The sequence below is a fragment of the Thalassotalea litorea genome, from assembly GCF_005843925.1.
GTDB classification, from domain to species: Bacteria; Pseudomonadota; Gammaproteobacteria; order Enterobacterales; family Alteromonadaceae; genus Thalassotalea_A; species Thalassotalea_A litorea_A.
The window spans coordinates 15,016-40,796 of sequence record NZ_VCBC01000021.1 but is presented as its reverse complement, the minus strand read 5'-3'; the positions used below and the strand labels follow the sequence as shown (position 1 = coordinate 40,796).

Annotated in this window: 22 protein-coding genes and 1 pseudogene; 16 read left to right on the top strand and 7 right to left on the bottom strand. The window is 43.3% G+C overall.

Annotated features, from left to right (window positions below; translation table 11 throughout):
- Positions 1 to 246: hypothetical protein (locus FE810_RS16150; RefSeq protein WP_138321563.1), on the bottom strand; the 246-nt coding region annotated here is incomplete at its 3' end.
- A 934-nt stretch (positions 247 to 1,180) separates the two neighbouring features.
- Between FE810_RS16150 and FE810_RS16145 the strand changes: the two genes are divergently transcribed.
- From FE810_RS16145 to FE810_RS16125, 5 genes are all read left to right on the top strand, one after another.
- Positions 1,181 to 2,059, top strand: coding sequence for an NAD(P)-dependent oxidoreductase (locus FE810_RS16145; protein ID WP_138321561.1), 879 nt, complete (start codon positions 1,181 to 1,183; stop codon positions 2,057 to 2,059).
- A gap of 204 nt (positions 2,060 to 2,263) precedes the next feature.
- Positions 2,264 to 2,605: a cupin domain-containing protein gene (locus FE810_RS16140; RefSeq protein WP_138321559.1), complete on the top strand. Its 342-nt coding sequence runs from the start codon at positions 2,264 to 2,266 to the stop codon at positions 2,603 to 2,605.
- Positions 2,606 to 2,622: 17 nt separating this feature from the next.
- Complete coding sequence (locus FE810_RS16135; protein WP_138321557.1) at positions 2,623 to 3,930, top strand: MFS transporter; 1,308 nt, start codon at positions 2,623 to 2,625, stop codon at positions 3,928 to 3,930.
- A 312-nt stretch (positions 3,931 to 4,242) separates the two neighbouring features.
- Complete coding sequence (locus FE810_RS16130) at positions 4,243 to 5,220, top strand: transposase (RefSeq protein ID WP_138321555.1); 978 nt, start codon at positions 4,243 to 4,245, stop codon at positions 5,218 to 5,220.
- Positions 5,221 to 5,946: 726 nt separating this feature from the next.
- The gene (locus FE810_RS16125; protein WP_138321553.1) at positions 5,947 to 6,396 is read left to right on the top strand and encodes a hypothetical protein; all 450 of its coding nucleotides are present in this window, start codon (positions 5,947 to 5,949) and stop codon (positions 6,394 to 6,396) included.
- Positions 6,397 to 6,511: 115 nt separating this feature from the next.
- Here FE810_RS16125 and FE810_RS16120 read toward each other — a convergent pair whose 3' ends face one another.
- The 3 genes from FE810_RS16120 to maoP all read right to left on the bottom strand — a co-directional run bounded on the left by FE810_RS16120 (position 6,512) and on the right by maoP (position 10,027).
- Positions 6,512 to 8,500, bottom strand: a complete 1,989-nt coding sequence (locus FE810_RS16120; RefSeq protein WP_138321551.1) for a flavohemoglobin expression-modulating QEGLA motif protein — start codon at positions 8,498 to 8,500, stop codon at positions 6,512 to 6,514.
- Entirely contained in the window at positions 8,484 to 9,530 is a 1,047-nt protein-coding gene (gene gshB / locus FE810_RS16115) for a glutathione synthase (protein WP_138321549.1), read from the bottom strand. Before gshB ends, FE810_RS16120 begins: the two co-directional genes overlap by 17 nt.
- Before the next feature lie 155 nt (positions 9,531 to 9,685).
- On the bottom strand, positions 9,686 to 10,027 hold the full coding sequence (gene maoP, locus FE810_RS16110; RefSeq protein WP_138321547.1) for a DUF413 domain-containing protein: 342 nt from the start codon (positions 10,025 to 10,027) through the stop codon (positions 9,686 to 9,688).
- Between the two features lie 228 nt (positions 10,028 to 10,255).
- Here maoP and FE810_RS16105 point away from each other — a divergent pair, with 228 nt between their 5' ends.
- From FE810_RS16105 to FE810_RS16070, 8 genes and pseudogenes are all read left to right on the top strand, one after another.
- Complete coding sequence (locus tag FE810_RS16105; protein ID WP_138321545.1) at positions 10,256 to 11,086, top strand: LysR family transcriptional regulator; 831 nt, start codon at positions 10,256 to 10,258, stop codon at positions 11,084 to 11,086.
- A gap of 137 nt (positions 11,087 to 11,223) precedes the next feature.
- A complete protein-coding gene (locus tag FE810_RS16100) occupies positions 11,224 to 11,484 on the top strand; it encodes a hypothetical protein (protein WP_138321543.1) in 261 nt (86 codons plus the stop codon).
- Between the two features lie 207 nt (positions 11,485 to 11,691).
- Positions 11,692 to 12,516 carry a mechanosensitive ion channel family protein gene (locus FE810_RS16095; protein WP_138321541.1) on the top strand — a complete coding sequence of 275 codons (825 nt, stop codon included), beginning with the start codon at positions 11,692 to 11,694 and terminating at the stop codon, positions 12,514 to 12,516.
- A 5-nt stretch (positions 12,517 to 12,521) separates the two neighbouring features.
- Positions 12,522 to 13,865: a magnesium transporter gene (locus FE810_RS16090; protein WP_246037084.1), complete on the top strand. Its 1,344-nt coding sequence runs from the start codon at positions 12,522 to 12,524 to the stop codon at positions 13,863 to 13,865.
- A gap of 299 nt (positions 13,866 to 14,164) precedes the next feature.
- A complete protein-coding gene (locus FE810_RS16085) occupies positions 14,165 to 15,691 on the top strand; it encodes a DASH family cryptochrome (protein ID WP_138321537.1) in 1,527 nt (508 codons plus the stop codon).
- Positions 15,691 to 15,816: pseudogene (locus FE810_RS17245) on the top strand (DUF2256 domain-containing protein); the annotation flags it as partial. The gene FE810_RS16085 and the pseudogene FE810_RS17245, both read left to right, overlap by 1 nt.
- A 74-nt stretch (positions 15,817 to 15,890) precedes the next feature.
- Positions 15,891 to 17,462 (top strand): cryptochrome/photolyase family protein, encoded by a 1,572-nt coding sequence (locus FE810_RS16075; protein WP_138321568.1) that lies wholly within the window; start codon positions 15,891 to 15,893, stop codon positions 17,460 to 17,462.
- Positions 17,463 to 17,691: 229 nt separating this feature from the next.
- On the top strand, positions 17,692 to 19,047 hold the full coding sequence (locus tag FE810_RS16070; RefSeq protein WP_138321533.1) for a leucyl aminopeptidase family protein: 1,356 nt from the start codon (positions 17,692 to 17,694) through the stop codon (positions 19,045 to 19,047).
- Between the two features lie 845 nt (positions 19,048 to 19,892).
- Here the strand turns inward: FE810_RS16070 and FE810_RS16065 are convergent.
- Complete coding sequence (locus FE810_RS16065; RefSeq protein ID WP_138321531.1) at positions 19,893 to 20,789, bottom strand: LysR family transcriptional regulator; 897 nt, start codon at positions 20,787 to 20,789, stop codon at positions 19,893 to 19,895.
- A gap of 107 nt (positions 20,790 to 20,896) precedes the next feature.
- On the opposite strand from FE810_RS16065, the gene FE810_RS16060 reads away from it, so the two are divergent.
- From FE810_RS16060 to FE810_RS16050, 3 genes are read left to right on the top strand one after another with little or no spacing between them, the layout of a single operon-like run.
- Complete coding sequence (locus FE810_RS16060; RefSeq protein WP_138321529.1) at positions 20,897 to 21,889, top strand: zinc-dependent alcohol dehydrogenase family protein; 993 nt, start codon at positions 20,897 to 20,899, stop codon at positions 21,887 to 21,889.
- Between the two features lie 8 nt (positions 21,890 to 21,897).
- Entirely contained in the window at positions 21,898 to 22,704 is an 807-nt protein-coding gene (locus tag FE810_RS16055) for an SDR family NAD(P)-dependent oxidoreductase (protein ID WP_138321527.1), read from the top strand.
- Positions 22,705 to 22,722: 18 nt separating this feature from the next.
- Positions 22,723 to 23,280 carry a carboxymuconolactone decarboxylase family protein gene (locus FE810_RS16050; RefSeq protein ID WP_138321525.1) on the top strand — a complete coding sequence of 186 codons (558 nt, stop codon included), beginning with the start codon at positions 22,723 to 22,725 and terminating at the stop codon, positions 23,278 to 23,280.
- A gap of 96 nt (positions 23,281 to 23,376) precedes the next feature.
- Here FE810_RS16050 and FE810_RS16045 read toward each other — a convergent pair whose 3' ends face one another.
- Together FE810_RS16045 and FE810_RS16040 are read right to left on the bottom strand one after the other, a co-directional pair.
- Entirely contained in the window at positions 23,377 to 24,453 is a 1,077-nt protein-coding gene (locus tag FE810_RS16045; protein ID WP_138321523.1) for a type 1 glutamine amidotransferase domain-containing protein, read from the bottom strand.
- A 66-nt stretch (positions 24,454 to 24,519) separates the two neighbouring features.
- Positions 24,520 to 25,770, bottom strand: a complete 1,251-nt coding sequence (locus FE810_RS16040) for a sensor histidine kinase (RefSeq protein ID WP_138321521.1) — start codon at positions 25,768 to 25,770, stop codon at positions 24,520 to 24,522.
- Positions 25,771 to 25,781: the final 11 nt, after the last annotated feature.

Sequence of the window (25,781 nt, the reverse complement as noted above, 5' to 3'; positions counted from 1 at the left end):
CAGTACTTCTGCAAGGTTTTGGTCAGGCAGTTTACCGATATCAACGGCTTGAATAACTTCTTTTAAGTTATTGGCAGATTGTTTTTCTGCGACGGCGTTGGTAAGTGCTGAACGAATGCCGGAAACTTCAATAACTTCAATATCTTGTGTTGTCTCTTCTGCTTCTTGTGCGTAAGCCATGGATCCGAATGCCATGGTCGACGCAGAAAGCATTGCTAATGAAACCTGTGAAAGTTTAAATTTCATGGTTCTCCCCTTAGATTATTTTTATAGTGTTTTCATCCATCTTTGGATTGGTTAAAGATTACACATTGTAAACCGATGGTCAAGAAATGGTATTACAAAGTTCACAAATAATTTACGTATATGGTATTACCATTTGCCCCATTTTTGTGCGCTTGGCCACAACGTCATGGAAAAATACCGATTGGATTTATGTTTTTAAGCTTACGTTGTAAGTGATTAAACTATGCAGAGAGGTGCCTGCAGCCCTATGATTGCGGGAGTAGTAGCAAGTTTCGCCGGCGACTAAACACAAATAAATCGGTAAAAAGTGTTTAGATATTAGACAGAACCATTAAATTGGATGATTTAGAGCAATAAAAAATACGCACACTGTTATAAGTGTCGGCTTGAGTAGAAATTGTTAAGTGGAAAATATCATTCTGTTTTCATTAATTAACGTATGCAAAACGGGGTTTATAGTTAGTAATATCCCTTGGAATAAGCTTTTATTTAAGACTGTTGGCGTAATATTGGTAATGATGGTTTTTATGTGTGGTGATGAGAGTAAAACAAAGTGGTTAACCAAAATGCTTGACAATTGTTTTACCTATTGTTTGAATGAGCGCTTATATGTATTTAAAATCAATGATTAGAGAATAAAGTACATTACGCTTAACAAAAAGCCAGATGGGCGGTAGTTAGGAATAAGTTGTTGTCGTCTGCGATTGCTCGTCATCAATGTAAATAATTCGCTATTTATTGATTGTTTTACTTTTTAGTGGCTGTGTAAAGCGCATTAAAAAGACAAGTAAAGTATAATGCTGTGGTCATTCGTTGTTACCAGAAGCATTGTTTAATTTAGTTAAAGTAACAGTAAACGTAATTTTGCGCATTTTTGAGCCAATAGTATATCTGGCTGTTAACCGCGTGAACTAAACGATTCAGGAGTTAAAGTATGTCTAAACCTGTCATTGGTTTCATCGGCCTAGGCCTTATGGGCGGCAATATGGTCGAAAATTTACAAAACAGAGGCTTTACGGTAAACGTAATGGACCTTAATAAAGATGCGGTCGCAGCATGTGTTGCTCGTGGCGCAACTGCTGCAAATTCTGCTAAAGAACTTGCTCAGAACAGTGATATCGTCATGCTTTGTTTGACCACTTCTGCAATCGTTGAGAAAGTGGTTTACGGTGATGAAGGCATTTTAGCCGGTATTAAAGAAGGTTCCGTATTAATTGACTTTGGTACATCTATCCCAACGTCAACACAAAAAATCGGTGCTGATTTAGCTGCTAAAGGCGTTGGCATGATTGATGCCCCATTAGGTCGTACCCCGGCACACGCGAAAGATGGTTTACTGAACATTATGGCTGCTGGTGATATCGATACGTTTAACAAAGTGAAGCCAGTTCTTGATGAACAGGGTGAAAACGTTTTCCACCTGGGCGCTCTAGGTGCAGGTCACACGACTAAGCTTATCAATAACTTTATGGGTATGACGACGGTTTGTGCAATGTCACAAGCATTCGCAGTGGCGGATTTGGCTGGTGTTGATCGCCAACAACTTTTCGATATTATGTCGACAGGTCCTTCAAATTCTCCATTCATGCAATTTTGTAAAAACTACGCCGTTGATAACAACAGCGATCTTGGTTTCTCAATTGCTAATGCCAACAAAGACCTTGGCTATTTCTTAAAAATGGTTGAAGACCTAGGTACTGTTTCGAAAATAGCAGAAGGTTCTTCTTCTAACTTGCAAGCTGCATTTGATGCTGGCATGGGTAACGGTAACGTTCCAGAAATTTTTGATTACTTTCGTGAACTTAAAAAGTAATTAGAGATTAGATTTACCTGAGGCGCGAGTTTTCTGTATTCTTTCGAGATAGTGCAGTTACCGCGCCTTTATTCGTTATTACACAAGCTATTGGTACAAACATCGTTCTGAAAAACGAGCGTTCAATTAAGAAGTATGATCGTTCATAAACAACAAAATGATCGATTCGTCGTTACGTACTGATTAACTATTAGGAATGAAAAAATGAATAAGCAAAGTGAACATTTTTTATTTGGCAACGAAACTGAGATTGAAGATTTAGGCGGTGGTTTAAAACGTCAAATGCTTGGTTACAACCATGAATTAATGGCTGTGAAAGTCTGGTTCGATAAAGGTGCAGAAGGCTATGTCCATAAGCATCGCCACTCACAGGTCACTTACGTTGAAGAAGGTGAGTTTCATTTTAACGTTGGTGGTGTGGTGAAAATATTAAAACCAGGCGATAGCTGTTTGATCCCACCTAATGTTGAGCATGGTGCAGTTTCTCCAACCGGTGGTATTTTGATTGATACCTTTAGCCCGGCACGCGAAGACTTTGTCGAGTAATCAAAAGGAATAATAATATGCAAGTTAAAGGATTACGTTGGTGGGTGATTGCGCTAATCGCATTAGCTACCATCATCAACTACATTGACCGTCAGGCACTGAGTGTATTGTGGCCAGATATCGTTGAAGACTTATTCCCAGATGAATCGGCATTAGAGCGTAAGCAAATTTATGCGAATATCTCGATTGTGTTCGTTTTCGCCTATGCCTTTGGTCAAGCTATCTTTGGTAAGATATTTGACTGGGTCGGTACCCGTATCGGTTTTGTACTATCGATTGGTGTTTGGTCATTAGCAACCGTTGCCCATGCTTTTGCGCAAGGCGTATTAAGTTTTAGTTTTTTCCGTGCCATTTTAGGTGTTGCGGAAGCGGGTAACTGGCCTGGTGCTGCCAAAGGTAACGCCGAATGGTTTCCAACCAAAGAGCGTGCTTTAGCGCAAGGTATCTTCAACTCAGGTGCCGCTATTGGTGGCATTATTGCAATTCCATTGATCGCATTTTTAACCGTATATTTCAGCTGGAAGATGGTCTTCGTGATCGTTGGTTTGGTTGGTCTGTTATGGCTTATACCTTGGTTAATCTTAGTCAAAGCGCCACCAGGTGCTCACCCTTGGATCACCGAAGAAGAACGTGAATATATCTTAACCGGTCAAAGGCGTGGTGATACGGATGAAAGTTCAAGTGACGTCGAGGAAGAGGAATACAATCCGTCAACCGGCGAGCTACTTTCCCGTAAACAAAGTTGGGGTGTCATTATCGCCTCTGCTGCAATCGACCCAATTTGGTGGTTATTTGTTTTTTGGATCCCGATTTATCTAAACGAAGTGTATGGCATGGATGTAAAATCTATCGGCATATATGGTTGGGTCCCTTATGTGGGCGCAATGTTCGGTGCTTGGTTTGGTGGATTATTGGCACAAAATCGCCTGAAAGCCGGTTGGAATACCGATAAAACCCGTAAACTGACTATCACCTTAGGTTGTTTGATCATGTTGCCAGCATTGCTTGCCATGGCGAACCCTGGTGCACCTGTTGTTGCGGTATTAATCATGGCGGTTATCTTGTTTGGTTTCCAAACGGCAATTGGTAATGTTCAGACACTACCGAGTGACTTACTTGGTAAGAAGTCGGTGGGTACGCTTGCTGGTCTTTCTGGCATGGCGGCGAAACTTGGTGCGGTTGGTTTAACTTCACTGGTTCCAATTTTAACCGCTGACGGTAACTACACACCAGCGTTTGTTATCGGCGCGTCTTTGGCAATTATTGCGATGGCGGCAGTTTGGATCTTGATCCCGAAAGTCGAACCATTGAAAAAGCTTAAATAAACAAACCCGTTTTAGGTATTAAGCAGTAGCTCAAAAGGCTACTGCTTTTTTTGTATCCACCCTCTCAAAAACTTAATTTAGACACCCAACGATTCATCCCTTTAATGTATTTACTAATTACTAACAAGACACCCACCCTCTAAACTTCGTCGATTAACCTGTTATTCAGCTTGCGGAGACACGCTTGCTTAGACACCCATCGTTCACACCACAGTTAGCCATAACTTAGACACCCAATCATGCATTCCTCTAACACAACTTAAAAAAGGCGGCTACGCTAGTACTTAAGAATAAATTCCAAGGAAAGGAAACATGCCAACCGCAAGAAAACAGCAAGTGTGTCTGCAGGCCACACCATATTATCATTGCATTAGTCGTTGTGTACGACGAGCGTACTTATGCGGAGTAGATAAAGCGTCCAATATCAGTTATGAGCATCGTAGGGGCTGGATTGAACAAAGGCTATTGTTTTTGGCGCAGGTATTTTGTATCGATGTGTGTGCCTATGCTGTAATGAGTAATCATAGTCATCTAGTGCTTCATATCAATAGAAAAGAAGCTTTGCAGCTGACCGACCGGCAAGTCGTTCTTCGCTGGCATCAGGTCTGTAAAGGCACCGAAATTACTCGTCAATTTGAAAATAATGGCCAAGTAGAGGGCTATCAGGAATCGACGTTAAAAAGCTGCATAGACATCTATCGAAAGCGCTTGTTTGATGTTAGCTGGTTTATGAGGCTTCTAAATGAGCCAATTGCAAGAATGGCCAATGCTGAAGATGATTGCACTGGGCGTTTTTGGGAAGGGCGATTTACCAGTCAAGCACTGTTGGATGAAGCTGCGCTTCTAGCCTGTATGGCTTACGTAGATCTGAATCCAATCAGAGCTGGTCAATCTAAAACACCAGAATCTTCAAAGTACACGAGCATCCAACAACGCATCAGTGCTGCAATACGTGGTAAACAGCCACAAAAGTTGATGACATTCGACAGTAGCTCTAAAGAGCAATTGAACTGTTGTTTACCATTTTCAGTTCAAGACTATATTGAATTAGTCGATTTAACCGGACGTTCTATACGAGATAAAGACTCCGGATACATAGATAGTCACCTACCAAATATCCTATCAAGATTAAATATTTCTTCTCAAAATTGGCTGAATCTAACCACTAGGTTTGAAACTCATTTTAAAGGAGCTGTTGGACAATGTTCATCGTTAAGTCATTTCTGTGAACTTCAAGATCGAATTCGACGGCCCAATTTATTGAGTAGTCTAAAATTGTTCGGAAAATAAAAATTTAGCCTATAAAGATTTTAAAAGTCATAGACTGTGGTTGGTGATGTCTATTTTTTGTAATGACCCTCGCAGGTTCTTCAGGTTTATTTGTTAAAAGCGATTCCTCAGCCAACACGGGTTAATATTAAATACGAATTGTAATGCCTCAAGGGACTTTTGCGTGTTTCGGGAGTTGATGTGACTCAATAATCGATGCACTGGTTTTGTCCCATTTAATGATGGCTGTCTATATTAGACGGTACAGGTAATGAGCCTGGTCTGGGCCTCGTGCTGGCTTTTATTGCAATTAACGACCAAAAAATCATCTCGCTTTTTTATTAAGACCTGATCTTCACTTCCCCGAAACTCGAACGGCTCCGTTTGGCGTTTTTTGATGAAAAAAACATAGACGCTAAGTGGGTGTCTTAATAATCGCTGTAGATGACAGTGCCTTTTCGCGATTATTGATATTTAACCATGGGTGTCTGAGTAATTTTTTATTTATTCTTCGACTATCCACTGATTATAGAAATTTAATGATGGGTGTCTAAAGATTTCTTTGGGGTTATAAAAATCGCTCCGATGAGAGACTGATATTCCAATCTAATCGCTGAAATGCTTATATTTTTCTCATGGGCTGTTTGAGCTTTAAGTTGTTTGGCTTGTGAGTTAGACAAATGAGTAATCTAAACTAGTCTGTTTAACTCTGGTGCTCAATTTTGGGTGCCCATTTCGGAGACGAATATGAATACTAACTTATTAACAGGTCTGCTGTTTTTCTTTTTCAGTATGTTTACGATGCAACATGTTTATGCTGATGATGAGCCACCGTTTATTGGTGGAAATTATTGGGAGGTTACAGGCGTCAAAGTAGCGGATGGAGCTGGGTTGAAATATGCCAAGTGGTTAGCAAGTGAATGGCGTGAAAACCTTGAATTTTCCAAGTCTGAAGGCTGGCTTGAGGATTACTATATCATCAGCAATGTGCATTCACGTTCCGATGAGCCTGATCTTTATATTGTACGCGTATTTAAAAATATGGCGTCAGTCGAAGAGAACGAGCAACGCAGGAAGAAGTATCTGGACTGGGTTAAGAAAAGCATGGATAAAATGCAAAGTGAAAGTGGTGATCGTGCGGAGTATCGGACCATTATGAGCACATCATTACTACAAGAAATGAAGTTTAGAGAATAGCGGCAGACGTAATCGGCATTGAACCCATTTAGGGGGCTTTCCTCTATATGGGTTCAATGCAAAGCAATCGCCAACTACTTAACGGTACTGTTGGATTTTCACTCGTATATTCAATCTAATACAATGAGTTTACGATGAAGTCGAGAACGGTATCGCCACTTTCCTTGTAACTTAAATCAAACAGTGATTTCGGTTTATTAACCATCCCTCGCTCGACGAGCTCATTGATGACATCAAAATCCAGTAATCCGGTTTTACCTACCAGAAGATTGTCAATGGAGCCTTGTTTGGCCAGTGCCAGAACGTCGCGAAAGCCTCTCAAGTACAGAAAGTCTTTGGTAAAGCCACCGCCGCGATATACCCGGGTTGTTAAGGTGAACGCAAAGGCTTTGTCTAACTCAAACTCATTAAGCAATGCATGATAGGTTTTGACAAAATCATTATGCTCTAGCATGTATTTGACCGCGATCACCCGTAATGCAATGGTTTGTAATCGGGCAATGGTCAGGCTCCCTGAGCAGTATTCACTATATAACGCCAGTCCTTCCTGGGTATAGGTATTGCCAGCCAACCCCAGGCTAAATACTTTTAGGGGATGTTGCTTGGCATTAATTGTGGTCAACATATGTATGCCCAATTCATGGTAGGCAAATGCATGGATCTCTTTGTTGCTAAAACTGGCATCTTTGTTGATCAAAAGCAGTGCTTTGTCATTATTCACCATGGCTTTGGCGACAATTTTCGCTGATTTCTCAACTCGGCATTTTAGTCCCCAATCAGATGCCTGTTGGCGAAAATATGCAACCGCCTGATCGGCAGACAGATATTGTTCATCATCATTGTTTTCGGGCTTTAAATGCAATAAAAATCGAGCGTTGGCAATGTCGGTCTGACTTGGCTCACCATAGTATTTCAATGAATTGTATATAAAATCATCGGTGCCAATCGAAGTTAATAAGTCTATCTTGTTTGCTAGATTGTCGATAACGTGCCGGTATAATTGGGCAATGCCGGCATCGAGAATATTGTCCACGGGAAGCTTGTACAGTTGTTCCCGAAAGCTATAGGGATCAATATCTAATTGTCGATAAGTAAACGCCGGCGATAGATAGCTATTGCGCTTTAAAAATTTATTTCGTTGCGCTGTCAGGTTCACCGGATTAATGAAATTGAGTGTTTCTATGTGACGACTCAGGCTATACAATTGTTTATCAAGGTTGATCACTTCTGCACCGATATTGGATGACAGAATATCGGCTTTGCGAACACTTTTTTTGGAGCCATAACGACGCATAAAGTAAGCCGCGGTTTCGGAAATGGCATCTTTAAACCCAGCTTTTAATTCTTCCAGTACTAAAGGATAAGCGTCTCCTGATGTTTCATCCATGAATACTTTTTTTACCTCAGTTGGTAATACCAAGGTATTGTCAAAATGCGAATTTACATGGGTAATCAAGTAGCCTCGGCCATGGAAAATTTCATCGGTTGCCGCTCTGACTTTAAGATTCGGCAACTCTATTTGATTGAGCTGCTTTTCAAAATAATTGACCACACGGCCCCATCGTTCAACATCAATTTGTCCGGATCCGATATTAAACGTAGGCGTGTCTTTTTCAATACGCTTGTAATTGTATGAATGAATGTCAAAGACGATGGCATTTTTAAATTCTGTTTCTATGACTTCGATAATCGCTTCCAGAACATTATAAAAAGACTGATGCTTGCGATGACTCTTACTCCGTTGCTTTTGGCTCAGGGGTTTATGCCAAACCTGCTTATTCCAGGCGGTTTTAAAGTAAGTCGACAGGGTTTTTGCGCGATTTAAATCATATTCAAAGCGTGAATCATTACCGATCAGTTGAATCGGAAATGACGAAATAAGCTCGTCAGTGTAAGGATCTTCCTCAAAATAACGCTCCTGTTTCGTTAGCAAAAAGCTTTTTTGTAACTCATCACGAAGACGATGGCCATTGTGGATCGCAGCGCAAATGACTGGCGTATACTCGTCAATTTTAACGATGAATGCGCCGTCAGCAACTTCAGCGTGGAAACATTCTCGATTCTTGATACGGGCAATACATGCTTGTTCAGATAGCATTAGCATCTTCGATCACCTGACGAAATTCATTTTTTCGGCTCATCACCAGTTCTTTGGCGTGGACCACACTCTCAACAAAGTCGACAACCTGTGCCTGCAATTTCGCTCGGTTAAGTTTATTTATCCGCACTATGCCACCCGGGCTTAACACATTCACTTCGATTAACTTGCCACCAATGACATCAATTCCGGTGAAATACAAACCATCACGAACCAACTTTGGCCCGATGTATTTGCACAGTTTTTTCTCCTGTGCCGTTAATTTGTGTTTCACCACCGAACCTCCGGCATGAACATTTGAGCGGACATCATCAGAGGCAGGGATGCGCTTCATCGCGCCAATTGGTTCCCCATTAAGCATCAATATTCGCACATCACCTTCCTGGGCGCCTTCCACATAATCCTGTAAAATCACGTAATTGCTGCCTTTACCATGCTCATCACCACCAATGTAAAAATCGAGCAAAGATTTGAAACTTTGCTTGGCACTTTTTTCCAGAACTATAACGCCGCGACCGCCAAATCCATCCAGAGGTTTAAGGATCATCCGATCAGAATCGGATTCTTGAAATATACGTTCCAGGTAATCTCGGTTTTTAGATACATGGGTTGCCGGAATAAATTCACTCGCCGTATCCTGAAACGATGCGGTGTAGATTTTATTATTGGCAATACGCAGACCATCGAGATCATTCATGATGAAGGTATCGCCACGAACTGAATCGAGAAAGTTTAGCGCCAATGTATCTAAGGGAGGATTGGCCCGCATGATGATTGCGTCAAAGCCCGCTAGAGGCAGTTGTGCTCGCTTGAAATCAGCATTTTTGTAAAAACTCGGGATATTATCCGAACATTTATTTTTCTTTGTGAACACTTCACAAAAAGCACTGGCTACGCTGTCGCGTATGGTGAGGTTATTGACGGTCGACAGGGCCACCGTATGGCCCCGTTTAACACATTCGTGAATTAAGCGAAGGGTGGAGTCGCTTTCTGGATCCACACGATCCCATGGGTACATAATAAAGCAAATTTTCATAGGCTTAGCCTTAATGTTAAGCGAGTTAAACAACTGTATGGTAGCAGCGATATAAATTGTCGCGGAGCATATAGAAAATAATTGAAATATGCTTGCTAATAATTTTTATCGATAACAAAAATATTGCTTATTAAACATGGAATTTATTTTAACCTTTACGCGAATCCTTCTTGAAGTGTTTGCCACGTCTCTGGTTTGCCATTGCTTCTCGAAAAACTGTGGAAAGATCTATTTTTCTCTACCGCGGCTAAATATTTTTTCCATAAGCGCACAGGGTAAAGGGAACTTTCATCATGGGTTTGCATGTCTTGAACAAAACGAAGCTCTTCTTCGTTTTCTGGCGCCAAGGTACCGCCATGTAAATCCTGAAACGTTTTTCCGTATTCCTGTAATTCCTGTGATTCGCGGCGATTAAAATAGCCGCTTCTTGATATGCCATGGACAAATGACTGCTCACCATAAAAAGGTGATTTTCCTTTGCGAATCGTGGTCTGCATGTGATTCTCCTGTACAGATTGACTTAACAATTCTTTAATCAACAGAAGGCCGGACAATTCGCTTCCTGTTGAAAAGAAAACAACCGAGTATTGAAACTGAGTAATGGGTAACTAATACCAATTGAGTTGAATCTAGGAGAAAATTTTATAAAAGAAAATCAAAAAATATTTGTCGTAAAGACAATATTTATTTACTTTGGGGGTAATTAAATATTTGTGGCGAACAACATGGACTTAAGAGTATATAAAACCTTTCTTGCCGTAGCAGAATATAAGCATTTTGGGCGAGCAGCTGAAACCTTATATATCACTCAGGCTGCCGTCAGTGCCAGAATCAAGCAACTGGAAGAGTTTTACGCAACGCAGTTATTGATTCGTGAGAAAAACAATTTACGCTTAACGCCTGCGGGAGAAGCCTTGCTGGCCCATGCCCATCTTCTCGTCAGTCAAATGGAACAATCGAAACTCAGTGTTTCCATCGCCGATCAACAAAAACTGTCGTTCAACATTGCAGCGACCCCTAATGTCTGGGATGCATTTTTTAGCTCGCGAATTCACGAGGCTTTAGAGCTTTTTGATACGTTAGTATTGGGCACTGAGATTTCCGTGCGCGAAGCAATCCAGCGCAAGCTTGATGAACGAACATTGGATGTCGGGTTATTAACGGATCCTATTAAGGACGATGACTTTGTCAACGAATTAATCGGTCACTTTGATTTATCTTTAGTCGGCAACCGGTCCGAGTTTAGCGCCAGTGTCGATGATTACATACTCGTTGATTGGGGGATCACCTTTCAAAAAGAGCATGCTTTGCACCACAAGGTACTACCGAGCTTTAAAACCTCTACGGCTATGATAGCTCTGGAGCTGATTCTTTCTAAAGGCGGTTTCGCGTATCTGCCAACATCCCTGATAGACGACTTTATCAATGATAAATCCCTATTCCTGATTGAATCACCGCTACAAATAAAAAGGCCGATCTATATGGTGTTTAGAAAAAACAGCAGTCATGAATTACTGGTGAATGAATTTCGAAAACTGTTTGCCAGAATTCAGTGACTCTGAAGCTTGTCCGGTAAACTCGTGCTTTGATTTAGCCCGTATTCGCAAAATTATTTGTCTTATCCATAGAAATAATTCGTTGGTGATTTAATCGCTAACTTCTTATGCTGGCGGCGCTTTTATAGGAGAAGACCATGAAAAAGCTATATTTTTTATTGCCGTTATTCGTCGCATCAACATCAACGCTGGCGAATGAACAAACAAGCACCATTGACACGGAGTTTGTCAAAGAAGTGTATGAGTATTGCATCAGTATGCAGTCCAAGGACTATCTGGATAAAAATTTGTTGTTGGAATGTATTAATTTAGAGCTTAAATACTATGAGCATAGTCAGTTCAAAAGCATCGAAGAGATCGAAAAAATGGCTCTGAATCAAATCAAAAGCGAAGAATAATAGTTCGCCGTATTAGCGTTCCGGGCTGGTTCGAAAAGGTTGCATCCATAGCCACTGTTTATACGGCCAGCCAGTTTCCATAACAGGTATTTTCAAATTCAAATATATTTATGTAATTCAATTAATTACAATGGATTATAGTTCTTGTGAGATAAACACCTATTTGAATTTACTACGCCGCTCTTTTTTATTAAACGGATATTTTTAATGCATTCAAAATTGCTGATAACCTTGTTAATCGTGATGTTTTGCTGGTTATTGAAAACCTTAGTTACACGGGGCCTTAAAGCAAAGTCTAACCGCACCGGTGCAGATAATCGACATACCTTAAATACCATAAAGAATATTCTTAACCTGTTGATGGTTATCGCGATTTTTGTTGTGTGGAGCGTAGAGTTGCAAAAATTTGCGCTCTCTGTCGCGGCGTTTGTCGTTGCCATCGTCTTGGTCACTAAGGAAATCATTCAATGTTTTATCGGCTTTATCTATATCCAGAGCACCGCACCTTTTCGTATTGGCGACTGGATCAAAATTGGCGATCATACGGGCGAAGTATCTGAGACTGACTGGGCGAAGGTCATTTTACTGGAAGTCGACCCTGCCACGTACGGTTATACCGGTAAAAGTGTGTTTATTCCCAATAATCAGTTTATGACGTCGTCATTGAAAAACCTGAATTTCATGCGTCGTTACGTTAATCACACTTTTTCCGTGGTGAAAGAAAATACCGAGGTGAATCCATTTCTTTTAAAGCCGGCTTTATTAGAAAAGGCAGCGATTTATTGTCAGGACTTTAATGAGGTCGCTGAGCGTTACAACGCGCTGATTGAGAATCGGTTGGATGTGAAAATTTCCGGACCTGAACCGGATATCCATATTTCTACCACAGAATTAGGGCGTATAAAGGTAAGTTTTAGCCTGTTTTGTCCAACCGGCGAGGCATTTGAGATTGAGCAAAAGCTCACCAGTGATTTGCTAACATTGTGGCGAGAATTCGAGTTAAAGACTGAAAAAATGGCAACGAGTGAGTGAGAGTGATGAATGATAACCAGGCTTTAAATATCGATATCGATGAGTTAATTAACGAACTGACATCTTCGGATTTTATGCTGCCTGAAACGTTTCAGGGGCTAAATGCTTATCAGTGGGCGTCAATATTCGAAAGCTTATTGAATTCTCAACGTTTATTGCTTTGGCAATCGGTGCCAGCGGAGCTGAAAAGTAGCGTGCTTTCGGAAATGCGCGAAGACGCTCGAGGCCATTTTTTATCGGAGTTATCCCAAACCAATATTGAAGAAGCTGTGGTTACAGGGAGTAACACGGAAGTGGTCGAAATCTTTGATTCACTTCCGGAAAAAACCATTGTCCGCCTGATCAAGAAACTGGCTCCGGATTCACAAAGTCAGGTAGAAACATCGTTAAGTTATACCAGCGACCAAGTGGGTAGGTATGCAAATCAGGATGTTTATACCATCGCATCCGCAGCCAAAGTCAATGATGTACTGCAGGAATTAAAAACGGAAGAACATTTTCAAGACAGCCATGCTTATGTGGTTATTGATGGCCATGGCACTTATGTTGGCGAAGTGTTTATTAATGAGTTGCTTGCCGCTGAAGGGGCGCAAACCATCAATGAGTTAGTGCATAAAGCCGATACCTGTATTTCGTCGAATTTATCCTTGTTAGAGGCATCTAACCTTGTGCGTGGTAGTCAACGGTCATTACTGCCAGTGGTTGATGAACAGGGGCGATTTGTTGGTAACTTTTCCATTCAGGATGCATTGGACGTTTTTCAGGAGCATTATGAAAGCCAGTTGGCCCATTTGGGGCAGGTGAGCGACGAAGATTTGTATGCGCCAATATTGCTCAGCGCCAGACGTCGAGCGGTTTGGCTCGGCATCAATTTACTTACCGCATTTTTGGCCTCGGCGGTGATCGGCTTGTTTGATAAGGTGTTGATTGAAGTCGTTGCACTCGCCGTTTTAATGCCGATTGTTGCCAGTATGGGCGGGATCACCGGCAGTCAAACGCTAACGCTGGCAATCCGCGGTATCGCCACGGGGCAATTAAACAGTTCTAACTTCAACTATTTGCGCCGTAAAGAAGTTATTGTTGCCGCACTTAATGGCCTGGTATGGGCGCTGGTTGTCGGTGCGATTGCCTATGTATGGTTTGATAATCCCCTGGTTGCGATCATTCTTGCCCTGGCACTGATCATTAATATGTTGGTAGCATCCATTTGCGGTATTGTGATCCCCAGATTACTCGATCGGGTTGGTATTGATCCTGCCTTGGCGGGGTCTGTCATATTAACCACCATTACTGATGTGGTCGGCTTTATGGTATTTCTGGGGGGAGCCTCGGTGATTTTTTTGTCTTGATGTGAGCCTTGCATGCGCCGCCCTTGGATTCATTGAAGGTATATGGGAATGGGTGACGCTGGAACATTAACTTGTTATCGCGCAAAGACCGGGCGTTGATCTTGATGTTCACTCTGTATGCGAGAAATGTGCTTTTCCATACGTTTCTGTGTTTGTAATACAAGCAATCTTTGGTAGTTGCCACGCTTATCTAGGTTCCAAATTGACTATGCTCACCAGTTGAGTTCTAAAGGGCTACCTAATCTTTTCCGGCGGTAGGTTCGTAAACATTGTTATGATCCTTCAAAAGTCCGGTGCCAATGCGAAAAACGCTATATTGTTTTACTCATGATTTACGCTTGGCAGACAACCAGTTACTGCAAGACGCGGTCGACCAAAGTCATGAAATAGCCTTCATCTATGTTGTTGATCCCCTGTGGTTCAAACCAACCAATTACCAGCAATTGCCCATGGGGGCGATACGTTGGCAATTTACTTGCCAGGCTTTGCGCGATCTGGAAGTTCAGCTTCAATCCTATGGCCATGTGCTAAACGTGGTGCTCGGGTCGCCAGTCAATGCACTAACCAGCTTGCTCAAGTACGCTGGCTTTGACACCTTGGCCATGGCAAATCCTATCGGTTTATTTGAACGTCATCAGCGCAATACCGTCTTAAAAGCACACTCTCGGGTTGCTCTTCTGACAGATTGGTCCCATACGCTTTACACCCCGGCGCAATTGCGATCCGCTCAAGCACTGCCAGATAAACAGCAAGGCTGGAAGAGCTTCAGTTATTTTCGCAAAAAAGTAGAAAAAGCGGGGGTACTCCCGTTTGTCGCACAAGCCTTCAACGTGCAATCCTTCAACGCCCGGCCCGTTAAATCTGTAGATATTGAAAGTGTCATTGCCGATAAACAATCTTTATCCTTGTTAACTCAGACGCAGAGGGTTTCACTTTGCCAACGTGACGCTGCGCATCCGCAGGATCCCATCCCTTGTCAAGCGGACATAGGCCAGCCTGACAAAATCCAACCGAGCGATAGTCAATCTAGCAATAGCCATCCTAGCGAACGTCAACTAAATAACCGCCAATTAAACCATTCCCCATACCAATATCGGGGTGGCGAAACCGCTGGATGGCAACATATGCTGGATTATTTTGCCAGCGGCGCTGCGTCGACCTATAAAAATACCCGAAATGCACTCGATGGCCGTTTTAACAGTACTGGGTTCAGCCCGTACCTTGGCATCGGTAATATCTCCCCTCGCCAGATTTATTACCACTTAAAACAGTATGAGCAGGATCATGGCGTTAATGAATCCACTTATTGGATTTACTTTGAATTGTTATGGCGTGAGTACTTCCAATGGTTGGCGTTGATGCTTGAACAGCGACTGTTCCGCTTTCGCGGATTAGCTCGCTCAGCGCCTTTGACCAGTTTCTTCCCGGAGCGGTTTGCAAAGTGGTGTCAAGGCAATACGCCATATGTCATTGTGAATGCTTGTATGCAGCAATTAAATTCGACCGGATTTATGTCCAACAGAGGCAGACAATTGGTGGCTAGCTGCCTGGTTAATGAACTTGGCATCGATTGGCGTTACGGTGCGGCGTATTTTCAGCAACAGTTAATCGACTATGATGTTGCGAGTAACTGGGGAAATTGGCAATACATTGCGGGCGTTGGTGTTGATCCCCGCGGCGGTCGGCATTTCAATTTACAAAAACAAACGCAGATGTTTGACCCAGATGGCGTATTTATTGAAACCTGGCAGGGGAGAGGTGATGGTGCATCGCTTGATTCGGTCGATATGGTTGATTGGCCAATAATGCCGGAAGGTGAACGATAATGCGGGCAGCGAACAATGCTTCTAAACTTTGTCCAGTGTGTCAACGTTGCTTTGAGTGGCGCAAAAAATGGGAACGCGATTGGGACAAGGTGAAATATTGCTCAAAACGTTGTGCTGGTATGCGCAACATGAAGGTCCTTAGCAATTCGGTTAAGCGCGCCAGTTTTAACGACGATAGGCAAAAAGCGAGGAGGCAATGATGAAAACTCGTTATCAACGTTTACGGCTAATACTTGGGGATCAGCTAAACGCCGGCCATTCTTGGTATCAAAATGTGGACTGTGACACGCTCTACATTATCGCAGAACTTCACCAGGAAACCGATTATGTACGTCATCATGTGCAAAAAATTTGCGCTTTTTTCTCTGCGATGGAACATTTTGCTAATGGCTTGCGGCAATTGGATTTCGACGTCGTTCATTTGACCCTCGATGATACGGTACGCTTTAACGATTTGCCCGATTTGCTTCGCCACTATTGTGAACAGTATCAAATTCAGGAGTTTCAATATCAATTGCCGGACGAGTACCGTCTTCGCCGTCAACTCGCGGATTTTTCCCGCTCGCTGGCCATTCGTTACCGTGCGGTTTCGACAGAGCATTTTTTTATCGATGATGCTCAGTTATCGCAACATTTTGAATCGGGAAAGCGCCATCAGATGGAAGCGTTTTATCGAAAAATGCGGCGCCGTTTCAATGTCTTGATGCAAGGCGATGAGCCCGAAGGAGGACTGTGGAATTACGACAAAGACAATCGCAATAAATTAAAGCCTGATGATTTAAAGACAGTGCCCGAACCTTGTATGTTCGCCAACGATGTCAGTGACATTCTAACGCGATTGACCCGACACCAAGTCCAGACTTTAGGGGAGGCGCAGGATAGGCTGTTATGGCCGGTTAATAGTCAACAGTCTCTAGAACTACTGGAGCATTTTTGTCGTTTTTGCCTGCCGAACTTTGGTACGTTTCAAGATGCGATGACCGACAAACTTGACCCTTTTGGTGAGGATAAGCAATGGAGTTTGTTTCATTCCCGTCTGTCTTTTTCGCTGAACAGTAAAATGCTGTCGCCGCAGGAAGTCATCGATCGAGTGGTTCAATGCTATCAGCTTAATCAAGCGCAGATCAGCTTGTCTCAGGTAGAAGGTTTTGTGCGCCAAATCCTTGGCTGGCGAGAGTTTATCCGCGGCATTTACTGGGCCAATATGCCGCAATATGCGAGCTTGAATACATTGCAGGCTTCACGGACATTACCAGACTGGTTCTGGACCGGAAAAACCCAAATGCGCTGCTTGCACCATGCCATTTCCCAATCCTTGCTCTTTGCCTATGCACACCATATTCAACGGTTAATGATCACCGGAAATTTTTGTTTGATTGCAGGAATCGATCCAAATCAGGTCGATGCCTGGTATTTAGGGATTTACGTGGATGCCATTGAATGGGTAGAACTTCCAAACACCCGAGGAATGAGTCAATTCGCCGATGGCGGGATTGTTGGTTCCAAGGCTTATGCTGCCAGTGGTAATTATGTCAACAAAATGAGTGATTATTGTGGTGATTGTCACTATGAGGTAAGGGAGATTGATACCGATAATGCCTGTCCTTTAAATGCATTGTACTGGCACTTTATGAGCAGCAATATCGATAAATTTTCAGCCAATCCCCGTACCCGCATGGTTTATGCAAACTGGCAAAAGAAAACGGCTGAACAACAAACGTCGATTTTAGAAAAAGCCGATCAACTTTTGCGTCGGATTGACGAAGTATAGTAACGGTTTTGTAGCATTGATATCCAGACATATTATGCGTCGTTTCCTCCTGACTACACCCTCCTAAATACGTAATAGACATTGGCTAGCAATAGCACAATTTTTAATACAACGATGGCACTATCGGTGAAATCGCTATGCTTTTACACAACGCGGTTGCCGCAACTTTTCCAGCGCCATCTTAACTGCTAAGATAAAGCCAATTTTATCCTCTACAGAGAATCTGTTTATGTCATTATTAAATGCCGAAAATCAGGGCATTGCCTTACATGTCATTAATCATCAGGACTATCAGGCCTGGTTGCAAAAACAACAACCTAATGTGGTGCAATGGTTAACCGCGACTGGTTTTGAGGGCAAGGGCATGAGCTTGATCCCGTCAGCCGATGGTAATATTGCGTGTGTGGTATTTGCGGTAAAAGATAGCCGTGAGTTTTTTGCCTGTGGTGATTTGGCGAATCAGTTGCCAGCGGGACAATATTTTTTGTATGCCAATGATGACGATAAAATCGCGATTGCGTTTGGATTTTTAACCGGTACCTATCGGTTCGAACGTTATAAATCTTCTAAGCAGGCTTTGCCTGTTCTCGCCGTTGGCGACCAGACCATAGTCGATAAGGCAACAGAGCTGGCCAAAGCAACCGCACTTGTCAGAGATCTGGTAAACACTCCGGCCCAAGATATGATGCCGCAGCATTTGTCTGAAGTCAGTGCTCAGCTCGCCGTTGAGTTTGGCGCTGAGTTTAGTGAAGTTGTTGGTGATGACTTACTTACCGAAAACTACCCGACCATACACGCGGTGGGTCGTGCCAGTCAGCATCAACCCAGATTACTGGATATCCGCTGGGGCGATAAACAGGCACCGAAACTCACGTTAGTGGGGAAAGGCGTGTGTTTTGACAGTGGTGGATTGGATGTAAAACCCGCCGCAGGTATGCGATTAATGAAAAAAGACATGGGCGGCGCTGCCCATGTACTCGGGCTGGCCCGGATGATCATGGCTTTTAATCTCAATGTTAATTTACGGGTATTGATCCCCGCCGTTGAAAATGCCATTGCGGGTAATGCGTTCCGACCCGGGGACGTTATTACCACCCGTAACGGATTGACCGTGGAAATTGATAATACTGACGCCGAAGGCCGTCTGGTATTGTGCGATGCATTAGATGTTGCATTAGAAGATGCGCCTGAGCTTATCGTCGATTTTGCGACGTTAACCGGTGCGATGCGAGTTGCCCTCGGGACAGAACTTCCGGGTTTTTTTGCCACCAAAGATGCTACCGCTCAAGGCATCACCGATGCGGGATTAACCAATCAGGATCCTGTTTGGCGGATGCCACTACACCAACCGTATATGAACATGTTGCAAAGCGATATTGCCGATCTCAGTAACTGTGCCTCTGGCCCATTTGGTGGTGCGATTACCGCAGCCCTATACTTACAAAAATTCTTGCCAGATGATATTGATTGGTGTCACTTTGATGTGATGGCCTACAATATTCGCGCCTTACCAGGTCGACCGAAAGGCGGTGAAGCGTTTGGTATACGAGCGGTGTTTGATTACTTGCAAACGCGGTTTAGTTAATCCGCGTTTTAAAAGGTGTCCGCTTTAAAAGGTGTCCGCTTTTAAAGGTGTCAGTGCAGGATAAAGGCCCTGCACGGTGACAATGCAGAATATATAATTCTGCACGGTGCCAAAGGGTGACAACGAAGGGCCCAGTTTGCCAGCTTATCGCGATGTATTTTTCGCGATTGTTAGCTTGAGACGATGTCGTTTATCGCCTCTGTCACCCAGGATAAATTGGCTAGCTAGATTTTATCCATCCGAGCTTTTAGTTTGTCACCTTATCGCGATGTGTTTTTCGCGATTGTCAGCTTGAGGCGTTGTTGTTTATCGCCTCTGTCACCCAGGATAAATTGGCTAGCTAGATTTTATCCATCCGAGCTTTTAGTTTGCCAGCTTATCGCGATGTCTTTTTCGCGATTGTCAGCTTGAGGCGTTGTTGTCTATCGCCTCATGTCACCCTGACAAAATTTGTTTGTTAATTTTGGCTGTCACCTGGAATAAAATTTTCAGCGCAAATTTTATCCAACCGAGATTTTAGTTTGTCACCTTATCGCGATGTATTTTTCACGATTGTTAGCTTGAGACGATGTCGTTTATCGCCTCTGTCACCCAGGATAAAATTGGCTAGCTAGATTTTATCCATCCGAGCTTTTAGTTTGTCAGCTTATCGCGATGTGTTTTTCGCGATTGTCAGCTTGAGGCGTTGTTGTCTATCGCCTCATGTCACCCTGACAAAATTTGTTTTTTTAAATTTTGGCTGTCACCTGGAATAAAATTTTCAGCGCAAATTTTATTCCGCTTAGATCTTTGGCTGTCACCCGGGATAAAATTGGATAGCTAGATTTTACTATGTAAAATTCTGCTTAAATTTTATCCCAGTAAGGCTTATCCCCGAATCGTTCGGCGAAAAAATCGATAAAGGCTCTAACTTTAGGCGCCAGTAATCGAGCACTGGGATACACCGCCCAGATATCGGTGTCAGAGGTTAATTGATAGTCTTTTAATACTTGAACTAATTCGCCGTTTTCCAAAGCCTGATAGGCAATCCAGGTAGAACATACACTGATCCCTAAACCATCAATGCAGGCATCGCGCATCGCCTGACCATCATCAACTCGTAATCGTGCTGTCGGTCGAACGGAATAACTCTTACCGTTATCGCTAAACACCCAATTCTCCAAACCAATAAGATTGACACACCAATGAGCAGTTAAGTCTTGAGGAGATTCTGGTTCGCCATGTTTTTTAAGATAATCAGGTGATGCGACCAGAATCCGCGTATCAGGGGCTAATTTACGGGCAATCAGTGTGGAATCATGGAGGGCGGCATTACGAATGGCGATATCGAACCCTCCTTCGACCAAATTTACCATAGTATCCGAAAGTCTTAAATCTAGGGTTAAATCTGGAAACTTTTCCAGGAAGGCTTTCAGTGCTGGCTGGATATGCATGCGACCAAACGAGGCGGGAGCCGCGATTCGCAATGTCCCCTGGGGCGTTTTTTTACCCACACCGACGGAGGCTCTGGCCGCTTCTACCTGATCTAACACATCCAAAGCGTGTGGTAAAAACGCCTGGCCTTGTTCGGTCAATGAAACTTTTCTAGTAGTGCGGTTAAGCAAGCGGGTGCCGAGTTCCAACTCAAGCTTATTTAAATACGAGCTGGCAACCGCAGGAGAAAGCCCCAATTCCTTGCCAGCTGAACTAATATTATGAGTGTTTGCCAGTCGAACGAATAATTTCAAATGGTCTATGTTCATAGCACTTTCAATAAAAACTAAAAACTGCTTATAGAATATCGCAGATTGTTAATGTTTTGCACGTAAATATACTAATCTTCAAGCAAATCATAAATGAGGAATCTGAAATGAAAGCCAACCTTATTCGTAGTTTTGGTGATAGTCATGTGTTTGCAATGGCCGATGTAGAAAAGCCGCAGGTGAAACCCGGACACCTGTTGATTAACATTGCCGCAAGTAGCGTTAATATGGTTGATACCATGATCCGAGCGATGGGCACAGATTTACCGTTTGCGCCGCCATTGCCAGCCATCTTAGGTATGGATTTTGCGGGTACTGTTGAAGAAGTGGGTGACAATGTTTCTGGATTCAACGTCGGTGATGAAGTGTATGGTTGTGCCGGCGGTTTAGGGGATTTATCCGGAACGTTAGCAGAATTTATACTAGCAGATGCCAAGCTGATCGCCCACAAACCGAAATCTTTATCAATGCGTGAAGCGGCCGCCATTCCCTTAGTAGGTATTACTGCCTACGAAGGTTTGCAACGCGCTGGTATCACTCAAGGGCAACGTGTTTTGGTCCACGGCGGCAGTGGTGGTGTTGGTCATATTGCCATTCAGCTGGCGAATTACTTTGGTGGCAAAGTCTTTTCGACCGGTGGCGGAGACAAGCAATTGCAGATGATTGAAAGCCTGGGGGCTACGGGAATTAACTACACGACCGAATCCGTAGCCGATTATGTGGCCAAGCATACAGGTGGAGCAGGATTCGAGTTGATTTTCGATTCGGTCGGTGGCGAAAATATGCTGAACTCCTTTGAAGCTGCCGCGTTAAACGGCCAGATCGCTAGTACAGTTGCACTCGTGGAGTTGGATTTATCGCTAGCGCATATGAAAGGACTGTCGCTACATGTGGTGTTTATGCTTATTCAAATGATCCATAACGTCAGACGCGAGGAACATGGTCAAATCCTCCAACACCTTGCTGAAATTGCTGATGCTGACGGATTAAAGCCTGTGGTTGATGACAATGTGTTTTCATTAGCACAGGCTGGTGAAGCACAGGACTTTCTGAACAGTGGCAAAGCCATGGGGAAAGTGATTATTGACAACACATTGTGAGAGTAACGATGAAAAAAGTGATTTTGTTAACAGGAGCCACCGATGGTATCGGTTTGCAAACGGCGCAGAAACTGGCCTCTGACGGACACCATTTATTATTGCATGGCCGCAATGAGGCTAAGCTCGCGCATATCATTAGCGAATTAAAGGCCGAATATCCGATAGCGGATGTTGAGGCTTACGTTGCCGATTTGTCGAGTTTCAGAGATGTTACTGAATTGGCAGATAATATTGCAGAGCATCATCAGCATCTCGATGTCATCATCAATAATGCTGGCGTTTTTAAGGTACCGCAAAGTATCACTGCTGATGATCTTGATGTCAGGTTTGTGGTTAATACTTTAGCACCGTACGTGTTGACCAAAGCGTTACTGTCGAGAATGGATAACCGGGGGCGCGTGGTAAACCTGTCCTCGGCGGCACAGACAAGCGTTGATTTACAGGCGTTACAGGGGAAAAAAGCGCTGGATGACAATGGTGCTTATGCGCAGAGTAAGCTGGCAATAACTATGTGGTCAAAACATCTCGCGGATCAGTTGCGAGATGCTGGGCCTGCGATAATCGCCGTTAACCCCGCATCGTTTCTGGGCAGCAAAATGGTTAAAGAAGCTTATGGTGTTGCAGGCGGTGATCTGTCTATCGGCGCCGATATTTTGTGTCGCGCGGCGTTATCGGACGAATTTAATGATGCATCGGGGAAATATTTTGATAACGACAGCGGTCAATTTGCCAAGCCCCATAGCGACGCGCAAAACGCAGAAAAGAATGCAGCTTTAGTCGCGGCTATGGATGACATTCTTGTACAATTTGTATAAACCTTTATAGGAAAACCCATGAGTAAATTCACCATTCATAATCTGGAAACTGCCCCTGAGAAAAGTAAGCCTCTGCTAGAGGCATCGCAACAAGCTTATCAGATGATACCCAACCTCCACGGCGTGATGGCGGAAGCTCCAGGTTTATTGGAAGGGTACCAGCAACTTGGCAAATTGTTCGAGCAAACTTCCTTCGACGCTGAGGAGCTTACCGTAGTTTGGCAAACCGTCAATGTTGAACATGAATGCCATTATTGTGTGCCTGCCCATACCGGCATTGCCCACTCGATGAAGGTTGATCCGGCCTTAACCGAAGCATTACGAAACCGTCAGCCGATGCCAAATGACAAACTGCAGGCACTGCAGGATACGGTATTGATTCTGGTTAGAAACCGAGGTCACATAAGTGACGATGAGGTTAAACGTTTTTATGATGCGGGATATGGTCAGCAACAACTTCTCGAAATTATTCTTGGCATCGCCATGAAGGTGATGAGTAACTACACCAACCATATTGCCGACACTCCTGTGGACAAACCATTTCAACCATTTGCCTGGGATCCTAAGGATAGTTAGCGACTTTATAATCTACTCAATTTATGACAATCAACGTCCTTTGTCAGGGCGTTGATTGTCTGCATAGTTAAAGAAAGGTAGGAACCACATATCTGTTTATGTCTGTTGATCGCTGATCAAATCGGCAAGACGCATAAGTTCGATACCTTTACGGATTTCAAATTTCATCATCGCCAGAATACCGTGCATTAACACTAACGTTGTCTGATAGTTTTCACTGCTGTTGAGTATCCGTTGCTTACTATAATGAAAGCCGTTTTGTTCATAGCTGCCCAATAACGCGATACTGGTTTCTTCATTGGTTGGTAGTCTGGGCACAGGCTTATGTCCCAACGCGATAATGATCTCTTCAGCTAATGGCCATACCGACCAGGGATTTTGTCCTGTGATTAAGTTACCATCACGACTTACTTGTTCCAAATAAGCGGTGCCACCTTCAAAATCGGCTCCATTTTCCAGCAATTTCGATTCCAGTAAAAAAGGAAATATTTGCTCGGCATTAGGGATTAAAAACAACTCTTCTTCGTTGGTAAATGCACTCATTTGTTTATTGGCGATTAAAAATTCACCATTGTCTAGCCTAACATTCACTAAAGCCGCCGGGCCGTGACATACCGCCGCAATGACTTTATCTTGCTGAAAAAGCTCTTTTACCAGTTGTTGCAACGCATGATTATCAGGGAAATCAAACATCGCACCCTTACCGCCAACGAAATAGACCGCCTGATAATCTTCGCTGCTAACGTTATCGATATGTAACGAGTTGGCAACTTTTTGCTGAGCGATATCGTCATTTAAAAAGGCATAGTCAAACGCGCCCATATCATCGCCATCAATCACAACCGGAGGCTTACCACCTTCGGTACTGGCAATATCGACTTCATAGCCATTAATGCTAAATACCCAGTATGCCCGGGCCAACTCCGTAAGTTCATAGCCCGTACTTTTACCGCTCTCACCCATCGTATCAATGCTGGTAACTACAGCGAGGATTTTTCCCCGTGACGGTGTGATTTGTTGTTGCAGATAAGGGATGTCTTGAGCTTTACTGGCTTTTAAAGCTGCATAATCCTGTTTTGGGATCACGCCTTTTAACCAGTAATAACCACTAACGGTGGATATGCCGATGATACTGACAACAATGCCCAAGGTAATGAAAAGTTTTTTTAACATGATGTTTCCTCCTAAGTTGTAATGAGGATAACCAGGTTAAGGTGAATTTCAGGTGAAATTCATTAACTAATATTGGTTGGAAAAGTCTATGGCGATCATAAATTGTTTGCGACACCCCTCTGTCATCGTTGTGGTTAACTGCCAATGGCATTGCTGGCAGATCCGCTGCACCAGAAATAATCCTTGGCCAAGCCCATTGCTTGCGGTTGATTTTACTTGAGAGTGGGTAAGGTTATCCGGCAGACTTTCAACAATTGGGTTAGCAATCGTTAACGTTTGTTGGTGCCATACAATATCTATACGTTTGGCGCTGGCGTGACGAAATACATTTTCAATAAGGTTACGGATGAGAATATTCAATAGTGCTGACGGTGCCTGAAGGTATTGTTGGTCGTCGATGGTTAAACGAATATCCCATTCACCGATATCCGTTTCTAACAATGACAATAACGCTTGCTCGATCATTGGTTTTACCAGGCACCGTTGCGATTCATGGGATTCACCCCGTGCCAATACAAATAATTGTTCAACAAGCTGACTTAGCTTTTGGGTGGCGGTGTGAATATCTTCGATATCTTGTTGCTTGCAGCCACGCTGCGCCATTAAGGTGGCGGTATTTGTAAGTACCGTCAGTGGTGTACGTAATTCATGGCTGACATCCTTGGTAAAATTTTGTTCTCTGAGCAAGGCTTGATCAAGGCGGTCGAAGCTCATTTGCATGGAATCTGATAAATAACCTAATTCATGCTTTAAGTGCGGCATTCGAGCGTTGCTCTCAATACTCTGTTTTTCTTCAACCGCTCGAGTGAGCATGAGAACAGGGCTGACGATGTAGCGGGTTAAGTGAAACGCCAGAAATATCGCTATTAATAAGGCAATAACCAATCCAACGATATAAATTAGAAAGACTTTTGGCTGATTTGACACCACCAGCCATGAGGACACTTCCGCGATCAGATAGCCTTTTGATTCTTCGCTCAAATAAATGGCCATGTAATGATAGTGGTGGTTGTCTTCGGTGAATATTTCCTGATCATCAGATTGCTTTTTTACCGCGTGTTGCAACCATTTTGGCATCGATTGCTCGTCGGTGTAGAGAGTAAATATCGACTCATCCAATGGCGGTAAAGTACCATTTAAGTTGTATTGCTGAGAAATGTTTTGGGCCTGACGCTTCATCACTTTGCTAATCATGGTGTCTTCGACAATGAAGGCTGTAATAATTGACAGTCCCAGATACAACACCGTCAATCCTATGGCAAAACTTACCATGATGAGTAGGGTCTGTTGCTTAATCCCTGAAAGCCTGAAACTCATGATTTGTTTTC